The organism is Gilliamella sp. B3464, assembly GCF_026536145.1.
Lineage (GTDB): Bacteria > Pseudomonadota > Gammaproteobacteria > Enterobacterales > Orbaceae > Gilliamella.
This window is the reverse complement of the sequence record NZ_JAFNOQ010000002.1, coordinates 276,365-302,888: the sequence shown is the minus strand read 5'-3', so window position 1 is coordinate 302,888 and position 26,524 is coordinate 276,365. Positions and strand designations below refer to the sequence as shown.

The 26,524-nt window shown below is 35.7% G+C and carries 19 protein-coding genes; 16 read left to right on the top strand and 3 right to left on the bottom strand.

The window, feature by feature from the left end:
• Positions 1 to 233: 233 nt before the first annotated feature.
• From J3U57_RS03685 to J3U57_RS03675, 3 genes are all read right to left on the bottom strand, one after another.
• Positions 234 to 1,742, bottom strand: coding sequence for a hypothetical protein (locus J3U57_RS03685; protein WP_267343760.1), 1,509 nt, complete (start codon positions 1,740 to 1,742; stop codon positions 234 to 236).
• Positions 1,742 to 4,441 (bottom strand): type VI secretion system Vgr family protein, encoded by a 2,700-nt coding sequence (locus J3U57_RS03680; protein ID WP_267343761.1) that lies wholly within the window; start codon positions 4,439 to 4,441, stop codon positions 1,742 to 1,744. The genes J3U57_RS03685 and J3U57_RS03680 overlap by 1 nt, the downstream gene beginning before the upstream one ends.
• A gap of 578 nt (positions 4,442 to 5,019) precedes the next feature.
• Positions 5,020 to 5,691 (bottom strand): JAB domain-containing protein, encoded by a 672-nt coding sequence (locus J3U57_RS03675; protein ID WP_267333195.1) that lies wholly within the window; start codon positions 5,689 to 5,691, stop codon positions 5,020 to 5,022.
• Positions 5,692 to 6,435: 744 nt separating this feature from the next.
• Between J3U57_RS03675 and J3U57_RS03670 the strand changes: the two genes are divergently transcribed.
• The 16 genes from J3U57_RS03670 (at position 6,436) to J3U57_RS03595 (ending at position 26,524) form a co-directional block, all read left to right on the top strand.
• A complete protein-coding gene (locus tag J3U57_RS03670; RefSeq protein WP_267343762.1) occupies positions 6,436 to 7,671 on the top strand; it encodes an NRAMP family divalent metal transporter in 1,236 nt (411 codons plus the stop codon).
• A gap of 15 nt (positions 7,672 to 7,686) precedes the next feature.
• Positions 7,687 to 8,463, top strand: a complete 777-nt coding sequence (locus J3U57_RS03665; RefSeq protein WP_416379647.1) for a LamB/YcsF family protein — start codon at positions 7,687 to 7,689, stop codon at positions 8,461 to 8,463.
• Between the two features lie 78 nt (positions 8,464 to 8,541).
• Positions 8,542 to 10,140, top strand: a complete 1,599-nt coding sequence (locus tag J3U57_RS03660) for a 5-oxoprolinase/urea amidolyase family protein (RefSeq protein WP_267343764.1) — start codon at positions 8,542 to 8,544, stop codon at positions 10,138 to 10,140.
• Complete coding sequence (locus tag J3U57_RS03655; RefSeq protein WP_267343765.1) at positions 10,133 to 11,881, top strand: acetyl/propionyl/methylcrotonyl-CoA carboxylase subunit alpha; 1,749 nt, start codon at positions 10,133 to 10,135, stop codon at positions 11,879 to 11,881. The genes J3U57_RS03660 and J3U57_RS03655 overlap by 8 nt, the downstream gene beginning before the upstream one ends.
• A 599-nt stretch (positions 11,882 to 12,480) precedes the next feature.
• Complete coding sequence (locus J3U57_RS03650; RefSeq protein ID WP_267343766.1) at positions 12,481 to 17,112, top strand: autotransporter outer membrane beta-barrel domain-containing protein; 4,632 nt, start codon at positions 12,481 to 12,483, stop codon at positions 17,110 to 17,112.
• A 360-nt stretch (positions 17,113 to 17,472) separates the two neighbouring features.
• Complete coding sequence (locus J3U57_RS03645) at positions 17,473 to 18,078, top strand: TetR/AcrR family transcriptional regulator (RefSeq protein WP_267343767.1); 606 nt, start codon at positions 17,473 to 17,475, stop codon at positions 18,076 to 18,078.
• Positions 18,079 to 18,379: 301 nt separating this feature from the next.
• The gene (locus tag J3U57_RS03640; protein WP_267343768.1) at positions 18,380 to 19,375 is read left to right on the top strand and encodes an MDR family oxidoreductase; all 996 of its coding nucleotides are present in this window, start codon (positions 18,380 to 18,382) and stop codon (positions 19,373 to 19,375) included.
• A gap of 209 nt (positions 19,376 to 19,584) precedes the next feature.
• Positions 19,585 to 19,815 carry a ChaB family protein gene (locus tag J3U57_RS03635; protein WP_267343769.1) on the top strand — a complete coding sequence of 77 codons (231 nt, stop codon included), beginning with the start codon at positions 19,585 to 19,587 and terminating at the stop codon, positions 19,813 to 19,815.
• 123 nt (positions 19,816 to 19,938) lie between these two features.
• Positions 19,939 to 20,223, top strand: coding sequence for a YciI family protein (locus J3U57_RS03630; protein WP_267343770.1), 285 nt, complete (start codon positions 19,939 to 19,941; stop codon positions 20,221 to 20,223).
• A gap of 399 nt (positions 20,224 to 20,622) precedes the next feature.
• Positions 20,623 to 21,009 (top strand): RNA polymerase sigma factor, encoded by a 387-nt coding sequence (locus J3U57_RS03625; protein WP_323849437.1) that lies wholly within the window; start codon positions 20,623 to 20,625, stop codon positions 21,007 to 21,009.
• Positions 21,010 to 21,233: 224 nt separating this feature from the next.
• On the top strand, positions 21,234 to 21,572 hold the full coding sequence (locus tag J3U57_RS03620) for a carboxymuconolactone decarboxylase family protein (protein WP_267343771.1): 339 nt from the start codon (positions 21,234 to 21,236) through the stop codon (positions 21,570 to 21,572).
• A gap of 180 nt (positions 21,573 to 21,752) precedes the next feature.
• Positions 21,753 to 23,183: a 6-phospho-beta-glucosidase gene (locus J3U57_RS03615; RefSeq protein WP_267343772.1), complete on the top strand. Its 1,431-nt coding sequence runs from the start codon at positions 21,753 to 21,755 to the stop codon at positions 23,181 to 23,183.
• A gap of 23 nt (positions 23,184 to 23,206) precedes the next feature.
• On the top strand, positions 23,207 to 23,524 hold the full coding sequence (locus J3U57_RS03610) for a PTS cellobiose transporter subunit IIB (protein WP_267333184.1): 318 nt from the start codon (positions 23,207 to 23,209) through the stop codon (positions 23,522 to 23,524).
• 147 nt (positions 23,525 to 23,671) lie between these two features.
• Entirely contained in the window at positions 23,672 to 25,687 is a 2,016-nt protein-coding gene (locus J3U57_RS03605) for a BglG family transcription antiterminator (RefSeq protein WP_267343773.1), read from the top strand.
• 4 nt (positions 25,688 to 25,691) lie between these two features.
• Positions 25,692 to 26,030 carry a PTS cellobiose transporter subunit IIA gene (locus J3U57_RS03600; protein ID WP_416379563.1) on the top strand — a complete coding sequence of 113 codons (339 nt, stop codon included), beginning with the start codon at positions 25,692 to 25,694 and terminating at the stop codon, positions 26,028 to 26,030.
• Between the two features lie 8 nt (positions 26,031 to 26,038).
• The gene (locus tag J3U57_RS03595; protein WP_267333181.1) at positions 26,039 to 26,524 is read left to right on the top strand and encodes a hypothetical protein; all 486 of its coding nucleotides are present in this window, start codon (positions 26,039 to 26,041) and stop codon (positions 26,522 to 26,524) included.

Genomic DNA, 26,524 nt, shown 5'->3' with positions numbered 1-26,524 from the left:
TAAATAAATCTACGACAGGTTTACCTATTGTATAATCAAGACATAATTGTTGGTAATATAAAGTTATCATTGGTTCTAAAAAAGGATCATCTATTTTTTTATCTCTTTCAATAATTCATTTATCTGCACATTTAAGTTATTTTGTACATAAGGGTAAAAATCTTCATCTAATAGTTTCTGGCGGCGTTGTTGTTCAAATTCTGACATATTTGTTTGTCTCCTCAATTTATTCTTTACTTAGGCTTATTACTACTGCCTTTGTTTTTAATACGTCGATGTTTTTCTTGGATAATATTTTCAATAGTAGGCTCACCATATTTATGTATTACCACACCATGATGGACAACGTGATCAAGATCCGTTTTAGTGTCATCAAGTAAAGCTTCGATATGTGATAGTCCAGGTTCAAATAATAAAGATACAACTATAATATGCCTACAATATAAACTCTGTAAATTTTTCCGAATAATAGCATTATTAATATCGGTTAAAGAATCCCCTCGTAATTTTGATGATTCAATTTTAATACGATCGTTAATCCATTTATAACTCATCTGTACGATAGGTTTTCCTTTATCCGTTTCTTTCAATACACCTAATCTACTTGCAACATATTTAGTCGTTGGCCTCGCTACACCCGCAGTGGCTTTTGCTTCAATTACTGCGTATTTTTTCCCTTGGTTAGTAAGCGGATCTGCTCGCCATAAGCCGTCTATCCCTGTATCATTGCCTATTGCACTGTTATGGTTTAGTTTTTTAGCATCATTGAGTTTACCTAAATGTAATGAACTCGGTGATTGTTTCCATGTCCCTTGCTTAGCTTTATCATGCCCCTCCCATTGCCCTTTCCCCCAACCCAACTCTTCTAGGCAATAATAATCAGCAATATGTTCGCCCACACCACCAATAACAAAGTTCATATTGATATTGTTAAACTGACTTTTGATTCGAGCTGTCAAGTTACCTCGACTTTTTGTTACTGTCGGTGTGCTATCCTTATTTGTTGTGGATGCACCAGCGTTTTTGTTTTTAGCGGTGACGTTACTGGTTGTTGCTGAATTTTTGCGGCGCATGATACAACGCTCAATAGCAATTCGCACAGCAGGAGCGAGTATATCTTCAATAATGGTGGTTAATTGGCCGCTAACAACACGTAAAAACTCATCTAGCTTTTCAGGTAATCCAAGCCAACGAGCCGCTGTATATTCACTAAGTTCAGTAACGCTTTTAACTCGAATATCATCAAGATATCCTTGCAACACAGGAACATCTATCATCTGTGTTAGATATTTTTCCGGATTTAGTGGCAAGTCCATTTTAAAAAGGCGATTAGCTTCTTCTAAAATCGCCACAACCACATCAAACATCACTGGACCATAAAACTGCGGTTTTCTAATCAATGATTTAAATGCTAATCTAAATCCGCCACCGACACCGGGAATAACACAGATAATCCCCATCAACAGTTGAAATTTCGCTTGTGAAGACTTAGCGCGTGATGTTGAATTAAACAAATCCCAAGCTGCTTTTGCCACTTCAGATACAGCTACTGCTAATGACAATGGTGGAATACTTGATGCTACTGCATAAGCCATATCGCCCATAATTTCAGCATAGGCTTTTTGTTCATCTTGAGTTAATTCTTCGCTACCTTCTTCGTTTTGTTCTTCATTTTCAAATTCATGCTCTATTTCTTCATCATCTTCTAATATAATTTCATCATCGTCGTATTCGTTAGTCATTATCCTTTCCCTAGTTTTTGTTTACCGATTTCAAGGTACTCTTCTGTGTAAGCGAGCTGACTGTCGATATAAGCCTTTAGTTCGTCTGAAGTCATCTTGATATGTTCATTGAGTTGTTCCGTGACACTCGTTTTAGAATAATCATCTACCTCATATTCTTTAATGGTTGGTAAAATTGCATCATCGGTACTGTAACCAAAATAAACATTTGCTTGACCAAGTGGAGTATCTTCGAGCAAAGCTTCGCCATTGTCATCTAAAACACCTTCGCGCACAGAACCATCTTCAAATTCAACCCGATAACTCGCTCGAGGAATTGGATTTAAATCACTGTCATGGTAAAAGAGTTTAAGCTGCCCAGAGCTATCAACAAACGGAACAGGTAAAAGTGTGGGTGATAGGTTGAGTTGTGATGGCCCCATTTTTTCAAGCGCCGCGGATTTAACACTGACATTACCTGACGTTCCTAGCTCTATGCCACTTCCACTAATTTTGATATAGGAACCCCCGCATACAAGGGTAATATCCTTTGATGCTGAAATTAATAACGAACCATCCACACTATCAACCCTAATATCTTGCTTAGCGGCAATTTCCATTGCATCATTTTGTGCCTGAACTTCTACCTTGCCTTGATTGGCAAACAGCTTCATGCCTGTTTTATGAGCAAATAAACTGATGGATTCTTCAGCCGCTAAGGTAATGTTTTGCAGTGCACTAATATCGGTATGGTTTTCGGAGGTCGTCGTTATACTACTTGCAGAGGATAATTGGATATTGTTATCACTGGTTAACGCAATCCCTTCCGGTGCATAGGCTAAAATGCCGGCTTGTTTGAGCTGCGTTAAGGAGGCTTGGAGTTGTTGTTGATTATCAATGTCAGAAGGGTGCGCTTGCGCGGTTTGCGCCGCGTTATGTAGCGCTTTAGCAATTGACAATGCATTTTCCAGTTGCGTGATAGCACCTTGCATATCAAGCTGCTTACCTTGCGCTTTCGGTTCCGTTTGGGCAGTAAGATAGAGTCCTTTATTAGCCGCTATCGCTCCCCACTCGTCGGTTCGCAGCTCAAACCCTTCACCGCGTTGTTCTTTATTCTGATTAACTAAGTGACCGATATTGAGTTGAGTTTTGCCATATTCGGTGGCCAATTTAATGTGCTCTTGACCGCGTTTATCATCCATCCGTAGCTTGTTGTTGGCCGGTGTGCGAATAACATTGCGGTGTTTGTTGATCGTTGCCACGTGGTCAGGATGAGTTGAGTCATGCAAGGCATGAGCAATATACGGCCTATCTGGATTTCCCTCAGTGAATGCGATGGCAACGCCCGTACCATCAATTAACGGGAAGTGAAAACCATAGGTATCACCCGCATACGGTTTGGCCAGCCGTACCCATAAGCTCTCTTCGCCGTTTTTCCACGTTTTTAGGTCAAAATCAAACTTAACGCGATAACGACCTATGGTATCAATATACCCATAGGTATCGTTATCCGGACTAGTCACTCTCGCAGGTAATGTGCCAGTCACTTGTGGCCAACGGAGTGGCTGTGGTCGATACGGTTTTAATACGTCATATGGGATGGCGGTAAAGTGACATCGATAGGACTCACTGCGGTCACCATAGCTTTTAGTCGAAAGGATGATAATCCCCTCATCAATATCATCAATGGCACTGCCCTCGATAATCATCCGTTGACCCGGCATTAAGTTATAGTCGTTACATTCCCCCTGAATAATCAGTTTTTGACTGAGGTGTGCCTGATGGCGAATGCTCGCATACCACTGACCGCTTTCAACCTCACTATCATCACCTTTGTTTTTGTAGTGCTCACCATAACGGTAGTCCGTACCCACAGTGGTATCATCTTTAGCATCAGTATTAACCTGTGAATATTGGTCAGCGTCTGCGGTGCGGTAATTGTAATCTTGGGTAATAACATCCTTAGGCTGCGTCGTACTGGTAAACTGCACATCCCAAACGCTGTTTTGCCTGCCATCCACCATGCCGCTGGTGGCTTTAACCGCAATCTGCCCAGCATCCTCAAAGCCTTGTTCATAGTCACTGAGAACTAACACATCACAGTGATGCTCAGCATGGCTTTCAAATCGAAACCAAATTCCAACATCACTCAATAGACGCTGGATAAATTCGAGGTCACTTTCTTGCCACTGAGTAATAAACTCGCGCGCTGGGTAGCTATCTTTGAGCTCAAGCCGATAATCCACCCCCGTAAAACTATGCCGTCTGAGTATTTCTTCGACCACGCTAACCACACTTTGATTCTGGTAAATCGCACTGTAGTGGTCGTTTGCAAATAAGGCAAGGCGTGGCTGCAAGACGACACAGTAGCGGGCTTCGTCTTTACTGACAGATAACAAACTAAACTCAGTGATCACTCCATACAGGGTGCGCGGAAGTATCGGCATATCTAGGGAACTGATGTATGCTAATTGCTTCGCAAGGCTGGGGGCTTCAAAGGTTAACGAGGCAGGCTGACTCAATAAATGATTGATTCGCAGCTGTTTATTGGGGCTGGTAAAGATGATTTCATACCGCCAAGGGGTATTGAGTGATTCACGTCCGACAACCGAGACTATCGAAAGTGATGAGAGATCACTAAGTTTTAATGTATAACGGTTGTTCAAAGAATCAGAAATGATAGAACCAAGATACCCTGTTTCTCGCTGTGAGATCAACATAGGAATTTCTTATTATTTGCAATCAATTTTTATTATTGTTCACTTATTAAATTGTTTTATACGTAATAACGATAAGCGAATTAATTCTCAGAATGATAGGTTATTTATTAATTTATATCAATTATTTTTATATTATTGTAATATTAGCCTGTAGTTAATGTTGGTAATAATCTTTAAATCACATTTTTTGTAAACAATATCAGTAATAAGCATTGTACAAATAGCCATGCACTTTTGGTACTTTTCGGGCTTTCAACCGCATACGTCCAGATACTATAACCATATTCTAATCGTTTGTGGTATTTGAGTTTTTCAAAATTTTTTTTAGATGATAAGTATATTCTAGTGCTTCAACAGTGTGTTTTAGTGTGGGTAAACTTTGCTCTACTTGTTGTATTAGTTTATCATCTTCTAAACTATTGCTTTGCAAAGTTAATTGTACCACCTCGTTTATTGATTGTTGCTGTAATAACTTAGCTAGCTTATTTACCTGACTTAGATAAATTGTTTTTAATTTTTTAGTTATGTTATTTAATCTGTGTGTAAACGTCAAAAAGATAGATTGTAAATGATGTTTATTATTTTTTATTTAATAATTTTTCTATTTGTTTAAGTGTAATTCCCATTATTTTGGCGATAGCTTGCTTATCCATGCCTTTTTCTAATAAGGTTGTAACCATGATGATCTCTAATTTTTCCCTTCTAACTTTTTCTGATTTTGTTTTATGTTTTTCACATGCTAGTTTCTCTTTTGCTATGGCTTTTTCTTCTTTGCGGATTTGTTCCATAATTTGATAAGCAGGGACATATTTCAAGCTTTTTTCCAGTTCGTCCATTAATCCAATAGCTTTGAAACTAACATAAGTTTTGGTTGAAATAATTAGATGATCAACTAGTTCGATGTTAAGAATTCGTCCAACTTGAATTAGGCGATCGGTCATATCTTTATTACACACAGAGGGGGCTAAGCGTCCTGAAGGGTGATTGTGTACCGCAATCACACGTGATGCATTTTTCATTACAGCCACTCGAAAGACATTCATTGTTTCGATATTGACTGATTTGTAGGCGCCTAAAGCGATAAGTTCAATATGTACAATATAGCCAGCAGCGTTTAAACCGATAATCCAGAAATGTTCTTTTTCTTGATCTATTTTGTTATCACGTAGTAATACGTTTTTCATGATGTTATAAACATCATCAGTTCCTTCAATATAACGTTTATCATTTTTGCCCAGCTTAATATCCATTCGCAATTCGTATTTAGATAAAAAATGTACGAAATATAACATAAATCAGATGGTATTGTAAGCAATGGCTTTTGCGTCCCTTATTTATCAAGATTTATTGCTTATTTCGTAGTGATTTTAGGATAATAATAAACGGGATAAGTAAACGACATTGAATGTGCTTTTCGACAGTAAAAATATTTGAACGTGTTGAGAAAAACTTTACATTTAGACATGATTAATGCTCACGAGATCATTGATTGTTCAATGCCAAATTATAGACATGTTCGCGTAAATCGACTTTTTAAACCGCTTCAAACAATAGAATGAGGTTAAATAGGCACTTTTTTATATCGTACGATCGAGTAAAGATCGACAAATGGCATCGTGTTTGTGTTGCCATATTGATATAAAATAGACAAATTTATGTTACTTTTTATACTTAAATATCTATATTACCTTAAACATCTTTACATAAAATGTTATTTTTAGTAAGGTTACTTTACATTGTTTGCACCATTTGATGGCATGATTTTTTCTCATTTTGGTGCAAAACTAGCCATCTTTTTGAACACTATAACTCAATTATTATCCGTTACTAAAACATTATAATTATTTTTTATTAGTTTTTTACTTTAAAAACAGTAATTATATTTATCCACTTTTATAAAGATGTTAAGAACTACTGGCATAGTAATTGCTTGTAATAATATTGAATATAATTAAGTCAATAATTATAGAAATAAGTTTAGAGGAAATATGCATATGGAAAATCATAGCAGTAGTACAGTTGCTTTTGTAAAAAAGCGGCGCTCTTCGTTAATAAGTGCCATTTTTCTAATGGCCACTTCGGCAATAGGTCCGGGATTTATTACTCAAACAGCCACCTTTACCGTTACTTTAGGTACCGCTTTTGCTTTTGGTATTTTAGCTTCTATTATTATCGATTTTGTGGTGCAACAAAATATTTGGCGCGTTGTTGCTTTAACCAAAATGAACTCTTCAGATATTGCTAATGCAACTATTCCTTTTAGTGGCTATGTTTTAGCTATGCTTATTATATTTGGTGGATTAGTTTTTAATATTGGTAATATTGCTGGAGCTGGATTAGGTTTAAACGCATTGGTTGGACTCGATCCTAAATGGGGAGGGGCAATCAGTGCGTTAATGTCAGTTTATATATTTTCATCCCGACAAGCCAGTCACTTTATTGATCGCTTAATGATCGGTTTTGGTTTATTAATGATTATTCTGACATTATTTGTGGTGTTTGCTTCACATCCACCAGTAGGTGAAGCGTTAAAAGAAACGGTTTTCCCTAGTAGCATTGATTTTGCTTCGATTACCACAATTGTAGGAGGTACGGTTGGTGGTTATATTTCTTATGCTGGTGCTCATCGATTACTAGACAAAGTAATGGTGGGTGTTGAACATATTGACTATGTTTCAGGTGCAGCAACTAAAGGCATAATGGTCGTTGGTTTAATGCGTTACATTTTGTTTTTAGCTATTTTAGGTGTTGTTGCAAGTGGTGTGACTATTGATATTTCAAGTTATGCGGCTAATCCTGCATCACAGGCGTTTCAAGCAGCGTTAGGGGAATTAGGACTACGCATTTTTGGTTTGATTTTATGGGCAGCTGCAATAACGAGTATTATTGGCGCTGCTTATACTTCTATGACATTTATAACGCCGTTCAAACGTAATATTACAGAAAGACAACGAAAAATTGCCACCATTATATTTATTGTTACTTCGCTTGCTGTTTATTTAATTATGGGAACAGCCCCAGTGTCATTGTTAGTCTTTGCTGGAGGCTTTAATGGTTTAGTATTACCACTGGGTTTAACTATTTTTGTTTATATTGGATGGCGACGATCTGATCTGATGTCTGGTTATCATTTTCCTCGATGGTTATTATGGTCCGGTGTCGTAGTCTGTGCTATTACTTGGTATATGGGAGCCATGTCAGTAGCGACTATCTTCAATTATTTAAAATAGAAGGGCAATATGATCATCGACAAATTGATTGATTTAAATAGTGACCTTGGCGAAAGTTTTGGTCAATGGAAAATGGGTAATGACGAAGCAATTCTAAAAATCGTAAGTAGTGCAAATATTGCCTGTGGTTTTCATGCTGGTTCCCCTGAGGGAATCTTAAAAACATTAAACGCTGCCAAATTAAATAATGTGGCCATTGGTGCGCATGTTGGTTATCCAGACTTAGTGGGTTTTGGTCGTCGAAATATGGACATTGCGACCGAAGAATTAATTGCCGATGTCATTTACCAGATTGGCGCTTTAAAAGGGTTAGCAACGTCAATTGGTAGTAAAGTGAGTTATGTTAAACCTCACGGTGCGTTATATAACACTATTGCACATGATAAACGTCAAGCAATGGCAGTGATTGAAGCAATTTGTCTTATTGACCCAGCATTGACATTGGTAGCACTTGCAGGTTCGCAGTTAATTAATTGGGCAAAAGATAAAGGCTTAAATGTTGTAGCTGAAGCTTTTGCTGATCGTGCTTATCATGCTGATGGGACATTAGTTTCTCGAAAACAAGAAGGTGCAGTATTGCATGATCCTGATTTAGTTGCTCAGCGAATGTTACAATTGGTCAATGAAGGCGGTGTTACCTCGATTGATGGTCAATTTGTTCGTATTGATGCTGGCTCAATTTGTGTGCATGGTGACAGTTCTGGGGCTTTAGCTATGGCGCAAAAAGTGAAAGAAAGATTACAACAAAATGGCATTACAGTAACCTCATTTGCAAAGGTGAAAGATGTGTAAACTTGCCCACAACGTTGTACATTTAGACAAAATATCTCTATTTAGTCTTGAAGTATTTACCATTTACCGAGGTGTTTAATGCGTTTTTTACCTGTTAATATTGATGCACTGATTGTTGAGCTCGCTTCCCTTGAGCAAACAATGGCTCTGACGAATTCGCTGCAAAGCTTGTTAGCACAAGGAAATATAAAAGAGATTATTCCCGCAGCGCGCACCATTTTGATTCGTTATAATCCAATAACAATTGATGCGAATACTCTTGCTAACCACATTGTAAAACTCGATATAACATCGGATGTAATAAAATCAGGTGAACTAATAACCATTCCTGTTCGTTATAATGGTGAAGATTTAGATCAAGTTGCTCAATATTTGGGTATAACGGTTGATGAAGTTATTACGCGTCATACCAGTAATGAATACCAAGTTGCGTTTTGTGGATTTGCTCCAGGCTTTGCTTATATGGTATCGAAAACAGCTCAACTGGATGTACCACGTCGACAGTCACCTCGGGTTCGTATTCCAGCAGGTTCTGTTGCTTTAGCTGGCGAGTTTAGTAGTATTTATCCACAAGCAAGTCCCGGTGGTTGGCAATTAATAGGTATCACAGACGTCGCTGTATGGGATATTTATCGTGAGCAACCAGCTCTATTTAAGCCGGGCACTCGTGTTAATTTTGTAGATGCGAGTAAAACGGCAGTACAATATCATTTACCTACGACTAAAAGGCCAAATAGTGTTATTGAACCAACATCCGATATCAAAATATTATCGACCGGTTTACAAACGCTTTTGCAAGACAATGGTCGAATGGGGCAAGCAGCTTTAGGTATTTCAGAATCAGGAGCAATGGATAAAACGGCGCTACATAGTGCTAATCGTGTTTTAGGCAATCCAATTAATGAGGCCGCATTAGAAATTACTCAAGGTGGGTTTAGTGCTCAAATAAATAGCCCTATGCTAGTTGCGGTAACAGGTGCGGTCTGTGATATCACGATATCAACCTCAACAGGTGAAAGATATCAAGCCTCAATGTATCAACCTATTCAGTTAGAGCATGGTGATACGATTTATTTAGGCCACGTTAAAAGTGGTGTACGAAGTTATTTTGCGGTGAGAGGTGGGTTTGAAGTATTACCGATTTTAACTAGTTGTTCTTTTGATACTCTTGCACAAGTCGGGCCTGCACCGCTTAAAGTTGGTGATACGTTAGCAATTAAACATCAGCAAAAATTAAATCCTGTTTCTTTAACTCAAACACCGGCTTTACATTATCCGTCTTCTAATGATGTGGTTGAGTTAGATATTGTACTAGGACCGCGTACGGATTGGTTTACAAAGCAAGCAATATCGCTACTTACTTCACAATTATGGCAAGTTACACCAGCTTCTAATCGGATAGGACTGCGCTTATTAGGCGATACACCATTAGCACGTGAAAAGCATCAAGAACTACCTAGTGAAGGAACCGTTATTGGCGCTATACAGATTCCAGCAAATGGACAACCCGTGCTGTTTTTAAATGATCACCCTTTAACGGGCGGTTATCCAGTCATTGGTGCTGTTTGTAACTATCATTTAGATTTAGCAGGTCAAATTCCTGTCAACGCTAAAATAAAATTTAATCCTATTGGGATGTTTAAAGAATTCGAAGGGAGTCATGTTGATCATGTCTGAACATAATAAAAAAATAGTGCATAAAGTATTGATTGCTAACCGTGGCGAAATTGCTGTGCGTATAATACGTGCTTGTCGTGATATCGGATTTTTGTCGGTTGCGATATATGCTGATGCCGATCTTGAGTCGCTTCATACCCAAATGGCTGATGAGGCATATGGTTTATTTGGTAATAAACCAAGCGAAACTTACCTAGATATTGATAAAATTATTACCATCGCAAAAAAATCTGGTGCAACTATGGTTCATCCAGGTTATGGTTTTTTGTCTGAACGAGTAGAATTTGCTAAAGCAGTACAAGATGCGGGTTTAATTTGGATTGGGCCGAATCCAGAAACCATCGAAATATTAGGCGATAAAGTTGAAGCCAGAAAACTTGCTATTGAAGTCGGGGCACCGTTGGTGATGGGTACTAAAGAGCCCGTTAAAAACGCCAAAGAAGTGGTTGAGTTTGCACATATGCATGGCCTGCCGATTGCGATAAAAGCAGCTTTTGGTGGCGGTGGTCGAGGTTTAAAAGTTGCGTGGCAAATGGATGAAGTTGAAGAACTTTATCATTCTGCTGTGCGTGAAGCAGCCGCCGCATTTGGGCGTGGCGAGTGTTTTTTAGAACAATTTTTGCATAATCCACGTCATGTTGAAGCGCAAATTATTGCTGATAGCTTGGGTAATATTGTGGTGGTAGGGACTCGGGATTGTTCATTACAACGCCGCAACCAAAAGTTAATTGAAGAATCGCCGGCGCCTTTTATTAGTGAGCAGTTAGAACAACAAATTATAAAGGCTTCGATTGATATCTGTGCTAAGGCAAACTATGTTGGTGTGGGTACAGTTGAGTTTTTATTAAGCCAAGATGGTAAATTATCTTTTCTTGAGGTCAATACACGTCTACAAGTTGAGCATCCTGTTACCGAAGAAACAACCGGCATTGATCTGGTTATTGAACAACTCCGCATTGCGCAAGGTTTACCACTTAGCATTGAGCAAATGCCAATTCCTCGTGCCCATGCTATTGAATTTCGTATCAATGCAGAGGATGTGGCAAATGGTTTTTTACCTGCTGCAGGGACGATTACTCGATTTGATGCCCCATCTGGACCTGGTGTACGCTTAGATAGTGGAGTAAAAACAGGATCGACTATCCCAGCAACATTTGATTCCTTGATGGCTAAATTAATTATTGTCGGTAAAAATCGAGAACAAGCAATTGATAGGGCTAAAAGAGCATTAGCTGAGTTTGTCATTGATGGCGTTGCATCCGTTCTACCATTTCATCGAGAAGTACTTGAAAGTCCTGATTTCACAACTGATTTCAAAGTACATACTCGTTGGATTGAAACAGAATTCTCTGCAACTTTACAACCTGCCAAAAGACAAATACCACATTTAGAACCAAGTATCACCCATACTTTTATTGAAATAGATGGTAAACGTTGCAAACTTGGTTTGCCTACAAATCTTTTTGCTGGATTATCAACATCAACTAAACTTTCTTTGGCAGAACCCTCTTCGACACTAGAGCCCAATTCCACTTTTAGTGTTGAGTCACCTGTATCGGGAAGTTTATTTAAATGGTTAATCGATGATCATCAAAGTGTCAATCAAGGTGAAGTGATAGCAGTTATGGAAGCTATGAAAATGGAGGTTCCTATCACAGCACATCGATCGGGCATTTTAACGCATGAACTCAAAGAAGGTGAATACATTAATGCAGGGACTAAAATTGCTGAAATAAGTTAAACCAATGTGAAGTTATTAATAAGCTTCTCCAAATTAATAATTTTATCAACACATAACATATATTGGTGAGTATATTAATGTGAAATACTTGCCAATATGTTTATATGTAATTTTAAAATCATTTCTAACTGTGTTGATTTGATGATTACTGTAATAGGTAAATTTGAATCAAATATATCAATATATTAAAAGCCAATATTAATCATTAATATACGTGATTTTGATTATTTTGTCTTAAAATTGATTTTACTCAATATTATGTAAATTTTTATAATTTGATTGCTGTTTTACTCTCCATGTGGTGAAATATAAATTGATAATTCGGTATGTATACAATTGATTGTAAAAAAGGTATCGAGTTACCAAAAGCTTTTCTTTTTTCCATCTTAAATTTTTAAAAATAGTTTTTAGCGTTATTTATTCAACAAGTCATTCTAGTTTTAGAGAATTATTGTGTTATTCAAATTACTTAGTCAATAAATAAACCAGTTTTTAAAATTTAAGTGCAACATTATAAAAATAACCAATTAATTAAGTTTTTCATGTTTTTCTATAAAAAAATTGGATGAAAGCCAATAATTGCTTTTGTGAGAGGAAATATGAACAAAGTATCTAAGTTAATTTGGAACACATCGCGTCAACATGATATTGACAGCTTAAGGAAGGCACAATCTAAACGTAAAACATTTTTGATTAATATCATTACAACCAGCATAACTGCGGCTATGATTTCGCCTAGTTATGCGAACTGTAGTAAGAATGATCAAATTAATCAGTCTTGTTCTACCACTCATTCTTCAACTTTATTTAACACTGATACTGCTAATTATATTCAGCGCTTTTCAAGCATTAGCACGCGTGGGCGTTCAATCCATTTGAGCCAAAATAGCGATGTTACAAATAATAGTGGCAATGGATATGAATATACTTCTGCGACTGATACAGACAGTTTAATCTTTGGACAAACAGCAGGTAAAATTACAGGCAGCACTAGTGGTCTAAACTTGGTACATCAAGGTACAAATACTTTATCAATAAATACTGCTGGAACCATACTGGGCGGTACAGATTATGGAATTGTGGCTGAAAATGCTGAAAACTCGACAGATATTATTATCACACAATTAACCAATGGCAGTATTACAGGTGGAAAAACAGGGATTTTAGTTGTTAATAATGGGAAAAGTACAACGAATGTTAATACTTCAGGTGCTGTTAATGGTAACCAAGAAGATGGGATATCGGTGATTAATGGTAATCAGGCAACCGACATTTCAATAAATAATGCTAAACCAGAAGGGGTTATTACGGGTGGCAATCGTGGTATAAATGTCGATAATCAAGGTATAGGTAATACCGAAATTCTGGTTTCAGGTTCGGTAAAAGGGGTCAATGGCGAAGGTATTTTTGTTAAAAATAGTAATCAAAGCAAAATAATTACTATAAACCAATTAGAAGAAAAAAGTATAATTTCTGGTAATACTTATGGTATTTCTGTTTATAATTCTGGTTCAGAGAAAACCAGTATTTTGACAAAGGGAAAAGTAATAGGAAGTAATAGTGATGCAATTTACTCTGAAACAGCTGAAACAGGATCAGATGTATTTATCACTCAGTTCGAACAAAGTGAAGTTACCGGTCATAATAATGGGATTACCGTTATTAATAAGGGTAGAGGAGAAAGTACTTTTAACCTTTCTGGTAAAATAATTGGTGAACAACAAGATGGGATTGTGGTTCAAAATTTAAACCCAGACTCAACTAAATTATCCATAACACAGGGTGGAGGAAGTATTTGGGGAAATGTTAATGGTTTAAATTTATTAAATAAAGGTAAAGGAGCGACAACCATTACAACCAGAAATGGTGTGGAAGGACAACAGAAAGATGGCATTATTGCGATAAATGAAACGGGTTCGGATCTTTTAAAATTAGATCAAACATCAGGTTCAATTAAGGGGCATAATAATGGGCTAAATTTTGTCAACAAAGGTAACAGCTCTATTATTATGAATATATCAGGTGATGTTACTGGTCAACAAGAAGATGGCATTAAGGCTATCAATCAAGAAGAAAGTGCTACAAATATCAATCTTACACAGTCTATAGGATATATCCGTGGTCACAATAACGGTATAAATGTCATAAATAATGGTCGAGGTTCTACTCAGATAGATTTGAGCAGTTATATTTTGAGTTATCAAAATGATGGTGTTTCAATCACTAATGGTAATACAGCCAATTCTCTTACGATAAATCAATATAATGGTACTATCACTGGTAATGGAAAGGGTATTAATCTCAAGAATAATGGTAAAGGAACAACCAATATCGGTTTATCCGGTACTGTGTCAGCTAATACTAATGAAGCGGTATTTGCAGAAAATGGTAATCAGACAGATGAATTAAATTTTATTCAGTCTGGTGGGAGCATAAATGGCAAGACAAATGGTGTTTATTTAATTAATAATGGATTGGCTTCGACCTATATTGAGACATCTAGTGTCATTGTGGGTGATTCTCAACATGCTTTATTGGTCGTTAATAACGATACAACTAATGATTTAAACATTAAACAGTCTGATGGCAGTATTACGGGTTTTTATAATGGTATTAATGCACTCAATAATGGTCAAGGGTTAACAGATATCGAAATTGCTGGTGAAGTAAATGGCTATAATGCTGAAGCGATTTTGATTAATAATGGTCTTAAAACCAGAGAGTTAAAATTTACAGTAACACAATCTGGTGATATAAAAGGTCATAGTAAAGGCGTGAATTTGATAAATAATGGCGAGGGATCATCTACTTTAGTTTTAAATGGTAAAATTAACTCGACGTTAGATGATGCGATAGATGTCTCTAATCAAAATAATACGACAGGCATAGATCTGACACAATCAACAGATAGTATTATCCAAGGTGCTAATAATGGTATTAAGTTAAATAATTCAGGTAAAGGCAATGTTGTAATCGTTACATCGGGGATTGTAGTAGGTAAAGCAAAAGCGGGTATTGAGGTTGATAATGGGACAACAAGCTCAGGTGTAAGTATCAAACAAAACCAAGGAGCCATTCATGGACGAGATAATGGTATTTATGTAAATAATAACGGCACCGATAATACAGTTATTGATATAGCTAATAAAGTTTACGCTGATGGTAACGATCAAAATAATAACAAAGATGCCGGTATTTACACTACAGGTCAATCAGGTACGGCAACGTATATTAACCTTAATAATGGTGCTAATGTTTATTCTATACTTGGTACAGCTATCAGAAACGAAGTAACGAATTCAACTATCAATCTTAATGATGGTTCTAAGGTTAGTGGTAAAATTTTGCTTGGAACAGGTAATGACACGTTGAATATTAACCAAGGTGCTGATATTTCTGATATAACTGTACTTGATGGTGGGCATAAAGCTACCCGAGATGGAGACTTGTCAGAGAAAGACGTCCTTAATTTTAGTACGCATCTTACTGGTTCTTCTGACTCAACAGGCAGTATCAACAATGTCGCTATTTTAGATTGGGAAAATATTAATGTTGGTCAAACAGGCATTTTATCACTAACAGGTGATCTTAATACTGATAAATTAACCCTTAGCTCGGGATCGGTGTTAGATTTAGTGCCATCCTTGCATCAAGCTACAGTGCGAGGAAGTGTGTATAATGCTGGTACTATTACACTTAATAATGGTTATGCTGGGGATAATTTAACTATTACAGGGGATTATAATGGTGTAAATGGCAGATTGTTACTTGATACAGTCGTTCAAGATAGTAATAGTCCGACCGATAAATTGCTCATTGGTGGCAATGCTTCAGGCCATACATCAGTAAACATAAATAATGTCGGTGGATTAGGTGCTAACACCGGTATGACTAATGGTATTGAGATTGTTAATGTCAAGGGTATAAGTTCAAATGATGCGTTTAACTTAGAAGGTAATCATATAGATGTTGGTGCTTTTGAATATTATTTATATAAAGGCGGTCTTAATCAAGAAAACGAAAACTGGTATTTGCGCTCTTATAAACCAACGAACCCAACAGACCCCGATAAGCCGGTTAATCCAACAAACCCGGATAAACCGGTTAATCCGACTAACCCAGATAAGCCGGTAAACCCAACAGACCCAGATAAACCGGTTAATCCGACTAACCCAGATAAGCCGGTAAACCCAACAAACCCGGATAAACCGGTTAACCCAACAAATCCAGATAAGCCCGTTAATCCGACTAATCCGGATAAACCGGTTAATCATAAAGTATCTTATCGTAAAGAAGTGCCAATGTTTGCCGCAGTTGCTGCTCAATTACGTCAAGCAGACCTTATAATGCAAGGTAATATGCACCAACGTATAGGTAATACATTATTACCTGATGATTATACTAGTTGGGGAAGACTAATTGCTGCACGTTCAGATATTAAACAAGATGGTGACGTTGATGCACGTAGTAAAGGGAATTATACCGGTTTGCAAGTTGGAAGTGATGTTTGGTTAAGTGAAGATACTAATTGGCGAGCAGGGGGCTACTTTGGTTATTTATATGGACGGTTACATATGAATGGCTTTGCTAGTGGTGACTTTGGTCAAGTTGGTAAAAATAATCTCAACTCTTACTTTATTGGCGCTTATGGTAATTACATGCAAAACGATGGCACTTATTTAGATTTGGTTCTACAAGGTGGGCGTCATGAGGTGGATATTAAACCTGATGAAAATAAAAATAGTAGTCAAAAAGGTTATGGTATTAGCGCTTCAATCGAAGCGGGAAAACCATTTAATTTAAATTATTATGATTGGAAATTAGAACCTCAAGCACAAATTATTCATCAATGGTTAAATATCAATAACAGCCATATAAGTGGACAAACAACGGTTAAACAGGACGATAATGATTCTTGGTTATTCCGAGTTGGTGCACGATTAGAGAATAATTTTCAGACTGATTTAGGTACGTTACGACCTTATACCCGTGTCAATTTGTTCTATTCGCCAGATGGTGATGATAGCACTATTTTTGCAAGTCCAAGTGCTTCAACAAAAATTAAAAGTGGTGCGGGTTATACAAGTACAGAGCTTGCTATTGGTGGAAGTTACGAGATCAATAGTCAAATAAGTGCATACACTGAAATTGGTCATACTTGGTCTAACAGCGGTGATGCAAATGTCAAAGCACCTATTACGGGATCTTTAGGGCTTAGAGCTAATTGGTAGTTTGAGTTAGATCCTAATTTTATTTTAGACAAACCGATATCTTATTTAAGTAGGGTATCGGTTTTTTTATTGAGTTCATTTAAAAAATGTAATTAACACTAAGGATATTAAGCTGATTGAAACCATTAAGTATTTATCAAACTTAGTTTTAGTAAGTAGGATTTATTTATCTTATTGTTAATAAATAAGGCATCAATATTGTGATTTTTTCTACGTTTAATTGTCTTTAAATATTCCAAGTATTATTAAACTATTATAGTCGTATGTTTTACTAAGTATATAATCTGGTTGCTTTTGTCTAACTGACTGCTTATTATTAAAGAACTAGAATTGTGTAAAAATCGAATAATCGTTATTTATATGTCATCTCAAACACTCTCAAAAAAAGGAAATGATACTAAAACAGCATTAATTCGTAGTGGTATGGAGTTAATGACAACATATGGTTATCTATCATCAAATATTGAAAGTATATTAAAGCAGGTCGGAGTGCCAAAAGGTTCTTTCTATTACTACTTTAAAAGTAAAGAGGATTTTGGTCATGCCATTATTACCTCATACAACAATTTTTTTATGTATAAATTAGATAAACATCTAACTAATAATGCAATTTCATCACCTTTAGCCAGAATACAAGCGTTTTATGAAGATGCGAAGCGAGGTATGGCAAAGTATGATTACAATCGAGGCTGTTTAATTGGTGAATTAATTCAAGAAGAATCGTTACTGCCAAAGGGGTATGCAACAGTTCTTGAACAAATTTTGCTAAATTGGCAAGCTAAACTTGAAAAATGTCTACTTCTTGCACAGCAATGTGGTGAACTAAAATCAAATAGTGACTGCAAGGCATTAGCTGAATTTTTCTGGATTGGTTGGGAAGGCGCGGTTACACGTAGCAAGTTAATTAAACGATCTGATCCATTAGATTGTTTTATTCAACTGTTTCTCGATAAAATTGTCCACTAATACCGGCAAGATTATTTATAATAAGACAATAACAATTTGTAGATTATATACATTTAGAAAATGATAGTATGACTAAATATTCCCCTTTTTTGAATCATCAAACATAATAAACCCGCTAAAACAAAAGTTATGTGTAGAATAAAAGTATCTGATTGTCATCAGTTGCAATTAACTAGACGATCGGTCTATAATATTTAGACTATTTGTCTACAAACAGTAATTCAATAAGTTAACTTTATTACTAAGCTTTATTGTAGTGAATTACCCAATCCGATTTACAAAAATTTGATAAGGAATATGTATGTCATTTAACGCCATTATTTTAGAAAAAGATGAGATTAATGGGTTTTCACATTCATTAAAAACCATCACTAAACAACAGTTGTTGCAACAACAGGGTGATACTCTAGTTCAAATTCACTATTCAAGTATCAATTATAAAGATGCATTAGCGTTAACTCATAAAAGTCCTGTTGTTAGGCAATGGCCTATGGTGCCGGGTATTGATGGTGTGGGTACAGTTATTGAATCTAACAGTGATCGATATCATGCTGGTGATACTGTTATTTTAAATGGTTGGGGATGTGGTGAAACCCATTGGGGGTGTCTGGCGCAATATGCTTACTTAAAATCAGATTGGTTAATTCCATTACCCCAAAATATCACACCCTATCAATCGATGATTATTGGTACCGCTGGATATACCGCTGCATTGTGTGTAAAACGTATTGTTGATTTTGGGATAAAACCGCAAAGCGGAACTATACTTGTGACAGGGGCGAGTGGCGGAGTTGGCTCGGTTGCGGTAGCTTTATTAAGCAAATTGGGTTATCAAGTTACTGCGTCAACAGGTAAATTAACTGACACAGAATATTTAAACAAACTTGGTGCAAGCAATATTATTGATAGTAAACAGTTGAAAGAGGCAGGTAAACCTCTACAAAAAGAACAGTGGTCAGCCGTTGTCGATGTGGTTGGTTCTCATACCTTAGCTAATGTATGCGCCCAAACTCAGTATGGTGGCATTGTAGCCTGTTGTGGTCTCGCTCAAGGCATGGATTTACCCGCAACGGTTGCTCCGTTTATTTTACGAGGCGTCACACTAGCAGGTGTAGATAGTGTGATGGCAAGCTATGATAAACGAATTGCTGCTTGGCAATTAATAGCAGAAAACATGGATGAAAAGCTGTATTCTCATATAGCTCAGACTATTACATTAAATGAATGCTTTGAAGTGGCAAATAAGATGATCGCAAGTAAAATTAAAGGTCGCTTTGTAGTTGATGTAAATAACTAAATCGATATTTAATAAAGTGGTGTAATTTTACACTGCTTTATTAATCCTGAAATTGATTTAGATAAAAATTAACCCAATTCATTGATTAATAATTCTTGTATTTCCTATAAAATCAGACTAAATTTAATCTTAACTGTTTTGAAAGTAGAGTTCGCAACAACCGTTTAGAATTATCCATATTGTATGATTAATTTATAGGGGAATGTGATATGCCTTATCAAACACGAGACGACCTACCTGAGTCTGTTCGACATGTTTTACCAGCACATGCTCAAGATATTTTTAAAGAAGCATTTAATAGTGCCATAAAAGAGTATCAAGATCCTAAAAAAAGACGAGATAATAGTTCACCTGAGCAAGTTGCTTTCCGTGTTGCCTGGTCGGCGGTTGAAAAGCTTTACCATAAAGATGAAAACGGCAAATGGGTCGCTAAATCGTAACGTTAATGCTGTACACTTGTTTTAACAAACCATAATGCTATATGATTGATGCTCAATTAAAAATAGTATAATCCAAGCCAACATGTATGGTTGGCTTATTTATATTCAAATTAAGAGATTAAAATGTTCATTTTTTCAATTACCTACCTCAAGCCGATTAGTGAAGTAGAAAAATACTTACCACAACATATCGATTATTTAGAACGTCATTATCAATCAGGGCATTTTATTGCTTCTGGTCGCAAAGTTCCTCGTACTGGTGGGGTGATTCTTTGTCGTGCAGAAAGTAAAGAACAAGCACTAGCAATAATGCAAGAAGATCCGTTTTATATTTATCAAATTGCCGAGTACGACATAATTGAATTTGTACCAACTAAATATGCCAACGGATTTGAAGCATTTATTTAATACTTACCAATTGAATATTCAAGCTTAAATATTCAATTTAGTGATATCTTCAAAATTTCATAAATATGATAGGAATTTGCTTGACTAATTGATCGTCATAATCCGCACGCAGATTTAATCAATATCTAAAATTGCAAATTTTTATGAATCCTTTTGCCACTATTCATCCTCTATATAATCAAATAAATGTTATTTAAAAGTCTTAGGAAATGATACTTTTAGCATAACAAAATTAAAAAATTCACAATAATTAAATTATATGAACCTAAAAAACGAAAAACTCATTCAAGCGGCTTGTATGGGCAATAAACAAGCTTTAGAACAACTACTTATCCTTTGCCAACCTGATAAAGGTTTGCTAGGCGAACTTGTTCTTCAGCTGAAGATGTTGAAGATGCTGTGCAAATCGCTCTTTGGCTAATGTATAGAAAAATTGGCACATTGAAAACAATAGCGACTTTCGCCAGCTGGTTATTTCGAATTATTGAAAGGGAGTGTTATCGATTATTTAGAGCTAGACAATCAAAAAGTATTAATAGTGAATTTAATCTAGAAAACATCGCTATGCAAAATACAGATTTGAGTCTGCATATTGATTTAACCAATGCTATTGGTTCGTTACCATTCATCTATCGTCAAGTATTAATTTTGCGCGATATTGAAGAATATAGTGCCCCCGAAGTTGCTGAAAAATTGGGTATCACTATTGAGGCAGTAAAAAGCAGATTGCATCGAGCAAGAATGATTATAAAAGAAAAGTTGGATTCAAAAACCTATCTAAATTAATAGATTTAAAAAAGGAGAGTTTATGTATTGTCGTAATTCTGTAAGTTTGCATTTAATAAGAGGCGTGTGTGCCTTGATGCTAGTTTTAGCACTTTTTTTATTTCAGTTTCCTTTATTTGCTAAGCTTGCTTGTTTGGCTTGTGTTGTATTTTTATTGCGTGGCTGTCCGGCATGTTGGTTTAGCGGATTAATTTATAAATTAAAAAATAACAAGGCGTAACAATATGAGTAATTACCAATCATCTAATGTTTTTAAATATGTCATTACTTTATTGAAATATGCACCTAAAGAAACTCAAGCTTTTATTGATTTTGATCATAGAACGATTAAGCGGACTGAAGGGCATATTCCAGTCAAAATAAGAGAACTTATTGCATTAGCTGTTGCACTTACGACACAATGTGCGTATTGCATTGAAGTTCATAGTAAGAACGCTAAGCGCTTAGGTGTAAGCAAAGAAGAGTTAGCAGAGTTAATTTCTATTGCTGCTGCGGTAAGAGCCGGCGCAACAATGGGACATGGCTTTTTAGCTATACGTTTGTTTGATGAAACCACTTCTTAATCCCTTCATTTTTATCTTTTAAGATAAGTTGATACTGTTCTAAATATGTCCTAATTATGTTTAGGACATTCCAGCAATGCATATCTATTTTCCTGATCAATACGGAAAAAGTTGGTTAGTAATTCAGCTTTTTTCCTTTTATACTGAATTCAATCTCTCATTTAATACAGGTATTTGATCATGAATAACAAAGGTTTACCAAAAGGTTTTTTATGGGGTGGTGCTGTTGCTGCACATCAATTAGAAGGCGCATGGCAAGCTGGTGGTAAAGGGCCTAGTGTTGCGGATGTGATGACAGTTGGATCGACTAAAAGTTATCGTAAAATCACCGAAGGTATAATTCCCGGTGAGTATTATCCTAATCATGAAGCTATCGATTTTTATCATCATTATAAAGATGATATTAAACTCTTCGCTGAAATGGGGTTTAAATGTTTTCGAACTTCGATTGCATGGACTCGCATTTTTCCTAAAGGTGATGAACTGGCACCCAATGAAGAAGGCCTAAAATTTTATGATGACCTATTTGATGAATGTTTAAAATACAATATTGAACCAGTTGTTACCCTCTCACATTTTGAATTACCTTATTATTTAGTTACTGAATATGGTGGTTTTCGTAATCGTAAATTAATTGATTTCTTTGTGCGCTTTGCAGAGGTCTGCTTTGATCGTTACAAAAATAAAGTCAAATATTGGATGACCTTTAATGAGATCAATAACCAAGCTAATTTTAATGAAGATTTTGCGCCTTTTACAAATTCAGGTATCTACTATAAAGCTGGCGATGATCGCGAACAAATTATGTATCAAGCGGCACACTATGAGTTGGTTGCTAGTGCAAAAGCGGTTCAAATTGGTCATGCTATCAATCCTGATTTCCAAATCGGTTGTATGATTGCATTCGTACCAATCTATCCGGAAACCTGTAAACCTGGTGATATCTTAATGGCACAAAAAGTCATGGAACGTAAGTATTTCTTTACCGATGTTCATGTTCATGGTCAATATCCTAACCATATTATCAAATACTGGCAACGCAAAGGCTTTAAATTAGACGTGACAAGTCAAGATCTCGAAGTGTTAGAAAACGGCACTGTTGATTACATTGGTTTTAGTTATTACATGTCTAATGCGATTAGAAAAAAATCAGATAACTATGAATATAACGAAAAAACCGATTTAATTGGTAATCAATACGTTAAAAAATCTGATTGGGGTTGGCAGATCGATCCTGAAGGTTTGCGCTACACATTAAATTGGTTAACTGATATGTATCACTTACCGCTTTTCATCGTAGAAAATGGATTTGGTGCATATGATAAAGTTGAAGCTGATGGTAGTATTCATGACAGCTATCGTATTGAATATCTTCGAGAACATATTAAACAAATGAAGTTAGCGGTTGAAGAAGATGGCGTTAATTTGATGGGATATACCCCTTGGGGCTGTATTGATTTGGTATCAGCGGGAACAGGTGAAATGGAAAAACGTTACGGCTTTATCTATGTCGATAAAGACAATAAAGGTAAAGGCACTTTAAAACGAAGTCGAAAAGAGTCATTTGCTTGGTATAAAAAAGTCATTGAGTCAAATGGTGAAAATTTATAACGGATAAGTTTATAGGAGACACTATGAAAAAGGCATTAATTATTTGTGCTGCTGGTATGTCATCATCGTTAATGGCAAAAAAAGTCACGGAATTTTTTGCAAAAGAAGATAAAGCTATTACCGTTGATGCAGTTTCAGCCACTGAAGGCACTAACATGATCAAAAACAGTGACTTCGGACTTTTTTTAATTAGTCCACAAACCATGATGATGTTCGATAAATTCAAAAAATTAGGTGATGAAGTAGGTAAACCCGTGGTTAGTATCCCTTTTCAAGCCTATATCCCTATCCAATCAGGGATTGAACAATTAGCAAAGTTGATTGAGGATAATATTAACTAAGTTGAATTTGTATATACAGGTTGGCGCTGTCTTTGCTATGCCTTAAATAACAGCGCCTTATTACCTTGGTCGGTGAGTTTTTCGCGTAGATAAATTTAACCACGATATTTTGTATAGCGGTTTTAGTTGCCACAGGTAAGAATGATAATGATAAAAAACAAACAACGTGACCTTATTGCTTTAATGGTCTGTTCTAAAAATATATTCAAAAGTAGTGCCATGCTCGCAAAAGCATTGTCGTTATCCGATAGAACGGTACGTACTTATCTTCATGATCTCAAATCACTCATTGAAGAAAATGGTGCCATTATTGTGAGTAAGCAAGGTTATGGGTACCAACTACAAGTAAAAGATAGAACCGTATTTAATCAATTTTTAATTAAACATCACTTATTGGATCCCAATCAAGAACAAGTTAATTGTCGAGAACTTTGCCAAAGAAAACATCATATCCTAAATCTTTTATTACTTGAAAGCCAAACAATAGATATTGAAACATTATCAGAACAGTTATTTATTAGTACATCGCAATTATGCAAAGACATGCAAGATATCAAGCTTCAACTGCAACCTTTTGAACTCACTTTAAAAAAAAATCGCAGCTTGTTTTATGTTGATGGTGCAGAAAAAGCAAAGCGACATTTCATTATGAGCTATTTTTTTCATGAAGAAACACTCAATTTTTTACACCGTTTGAGTTATCTCAATAAATTTAGTGATGTAATAAGTTTTGATACTTTAACCATTATTATTTTAGATGAATGTCGTGAAGCAAAAATTAAACTATCTGATGTAATGATGCAAAATATTGTGTTGCATTTGGCATTAAGTATAAAACGTTTACAATCAGGATTATTAATTCAAAATCTTGATTTGCCCAGCTCAGCTAATCACGCTTTGGAGTACCAAGTTGCTCAAAAAATTATTAATCGAATTGAAGTCGTAATTGGATTTTCTTTCCCTAAAGAAGAGCAGATGTACTTAACTTTACATTTGATGAGTAAATCCAATGTTATTGAGCAGAATTTAGATAGCCAATTAAGCTTAATATTGAACAATTTGCTAGTCAAAATTCAACATGAAACAGGTTACCAATTTTTGAACGATGAGCAGTTAAAAAATGGATTAGTACAGCATTTAAAACCGATGTTAGTACGCTTAGAACAAAATATAACTTTAGAAAATCCATTACTTAAAGAAATCAAAACCTGTTCGGCTGAACTGTTTGAATTGGTTAAACATTATTTTAGCCAACTTCCAAACTTAAAAAACTATTCTATTCAAGATGATGAGTGGGGTTATTTAGCCCTCCACTTTTTAGCATCAATCGAAAAACTAAAAAATGAACAAAAAGCGAAAGTTTTAATTATTTGTGCTACAGGCTTAGGCAGTGCTCAACTATTAAAAAATCGGGTTGAACGTGAATTTCAAGAACGAATTAAAATTGTCGACACACGAGGATATTATGAAATTGATCCCGAAATGTTAGATGAGGTGGATTTTATCATCTCTTCCGTCGATCTTTCATCAAAAGTGTTTAAAATTCCCGTTTTTCAGGTTTCTGTATTTTTTACTGAAGACGATGTGCAAAAAATTCGTTGTTATCTTGCTTCAAAAAAACATTTTAATTCTGTGAATCGTACCGCATTCAACAAAGTAATGCCCAGTGTTTCAGGTGAATTAACGCATATTGAGCAAGTTATTGATGATTTAAGTGCCGACTATTTTTATATCTGTCAACATCCTATATCAAAAGATGAATTGTTAGTTCGATTACTGGATCGATTATCGATAAATGAATCCTGCTGTTATACAAATAAAATGCTAAAACAGATAGATAAGCGTTCGTTACTAGGCGATATTTTTTTTAGTGATACCATTGCCGTCCCTCATCCGGCTGAACCTGTAGGCAAGCTGTCAAAAATAGGCATTGCTCTTATTCCTGAAGGGCTATTTTGGCAGCAAAATCACCCGAAAATACATTTTGTTTTTTTGATTTCACCGTCTATTTATCAAAATCCCAACTTAGCGATGATGACTAAAGCGATTGTCAATTTAATAGATAGCTTTGATATGCAAGCCAAATTACTCAAAACGCAAAATTTTAATCAATTTAGACAACTTTTTATTCAACTTATTGAAAAGGAGCATAGCCATGAATGATGAAATGAGTTCCGATGATCTTCAATTGATTGCTTTTAACATTATTTTACATAGTGGTAATGCCAAAACCAAAATTCATGATGCATTTAACGCTATGCGGCAAACTGATTTTAACTTAGCAAAACAACTCCTTGAACAAGCCAATGAACAGATTCTTCAAGCACACAAATCGCAAACTGGTTTACTGCAAAGTTATGCTAATGGCATCAAAATCAACATGGAAATTATTATGGTGCACGCACAAGATCATTTAATGACAACCATGACTATGCGAGAAATTGCCATTGAAATGGTCCATCTGTACGAACTCAATCATCAGCTTACCGAAAAATTACGAGGTTAAATCTAATCATGGACAAACAGTTAAAAATACATCAGAAAGCAAGTTTAACTAACCTTTATTTCAATCGCTTTTTAGCCGTTCGTTACAGCACCGCGTTATTCCTATTTTTAAATCTCTATTGGTTGGTATTTTTACTTGGTTCACTGTCATTTATGGCTATTTTACCAGCTATGATTTTTATTCTGGGCACATTAGCCAGCTTTGAACAAATTAAATTATATCGACAACATCAAAATAGATTACCGTTTGCCAAGTTATTTTATCAAACCATTTTTATCAGTTATTGCATGGTAACTATTACTGTTTATAGCTCTGTGTTTCATTTATTTTTTCCATTTTTAAAAGTAGCACCAACAACATTAACTACTATTTTTGTGCTCTTGTTGGGGTGTCTAACTATTTCGCTGTTAATGCTCTATAAATTGAAAAAGATTGAGCGTAACAAAGATAAACACTATCAAAGAATTCTAGCTTACCAAGCGATCATTAATTAG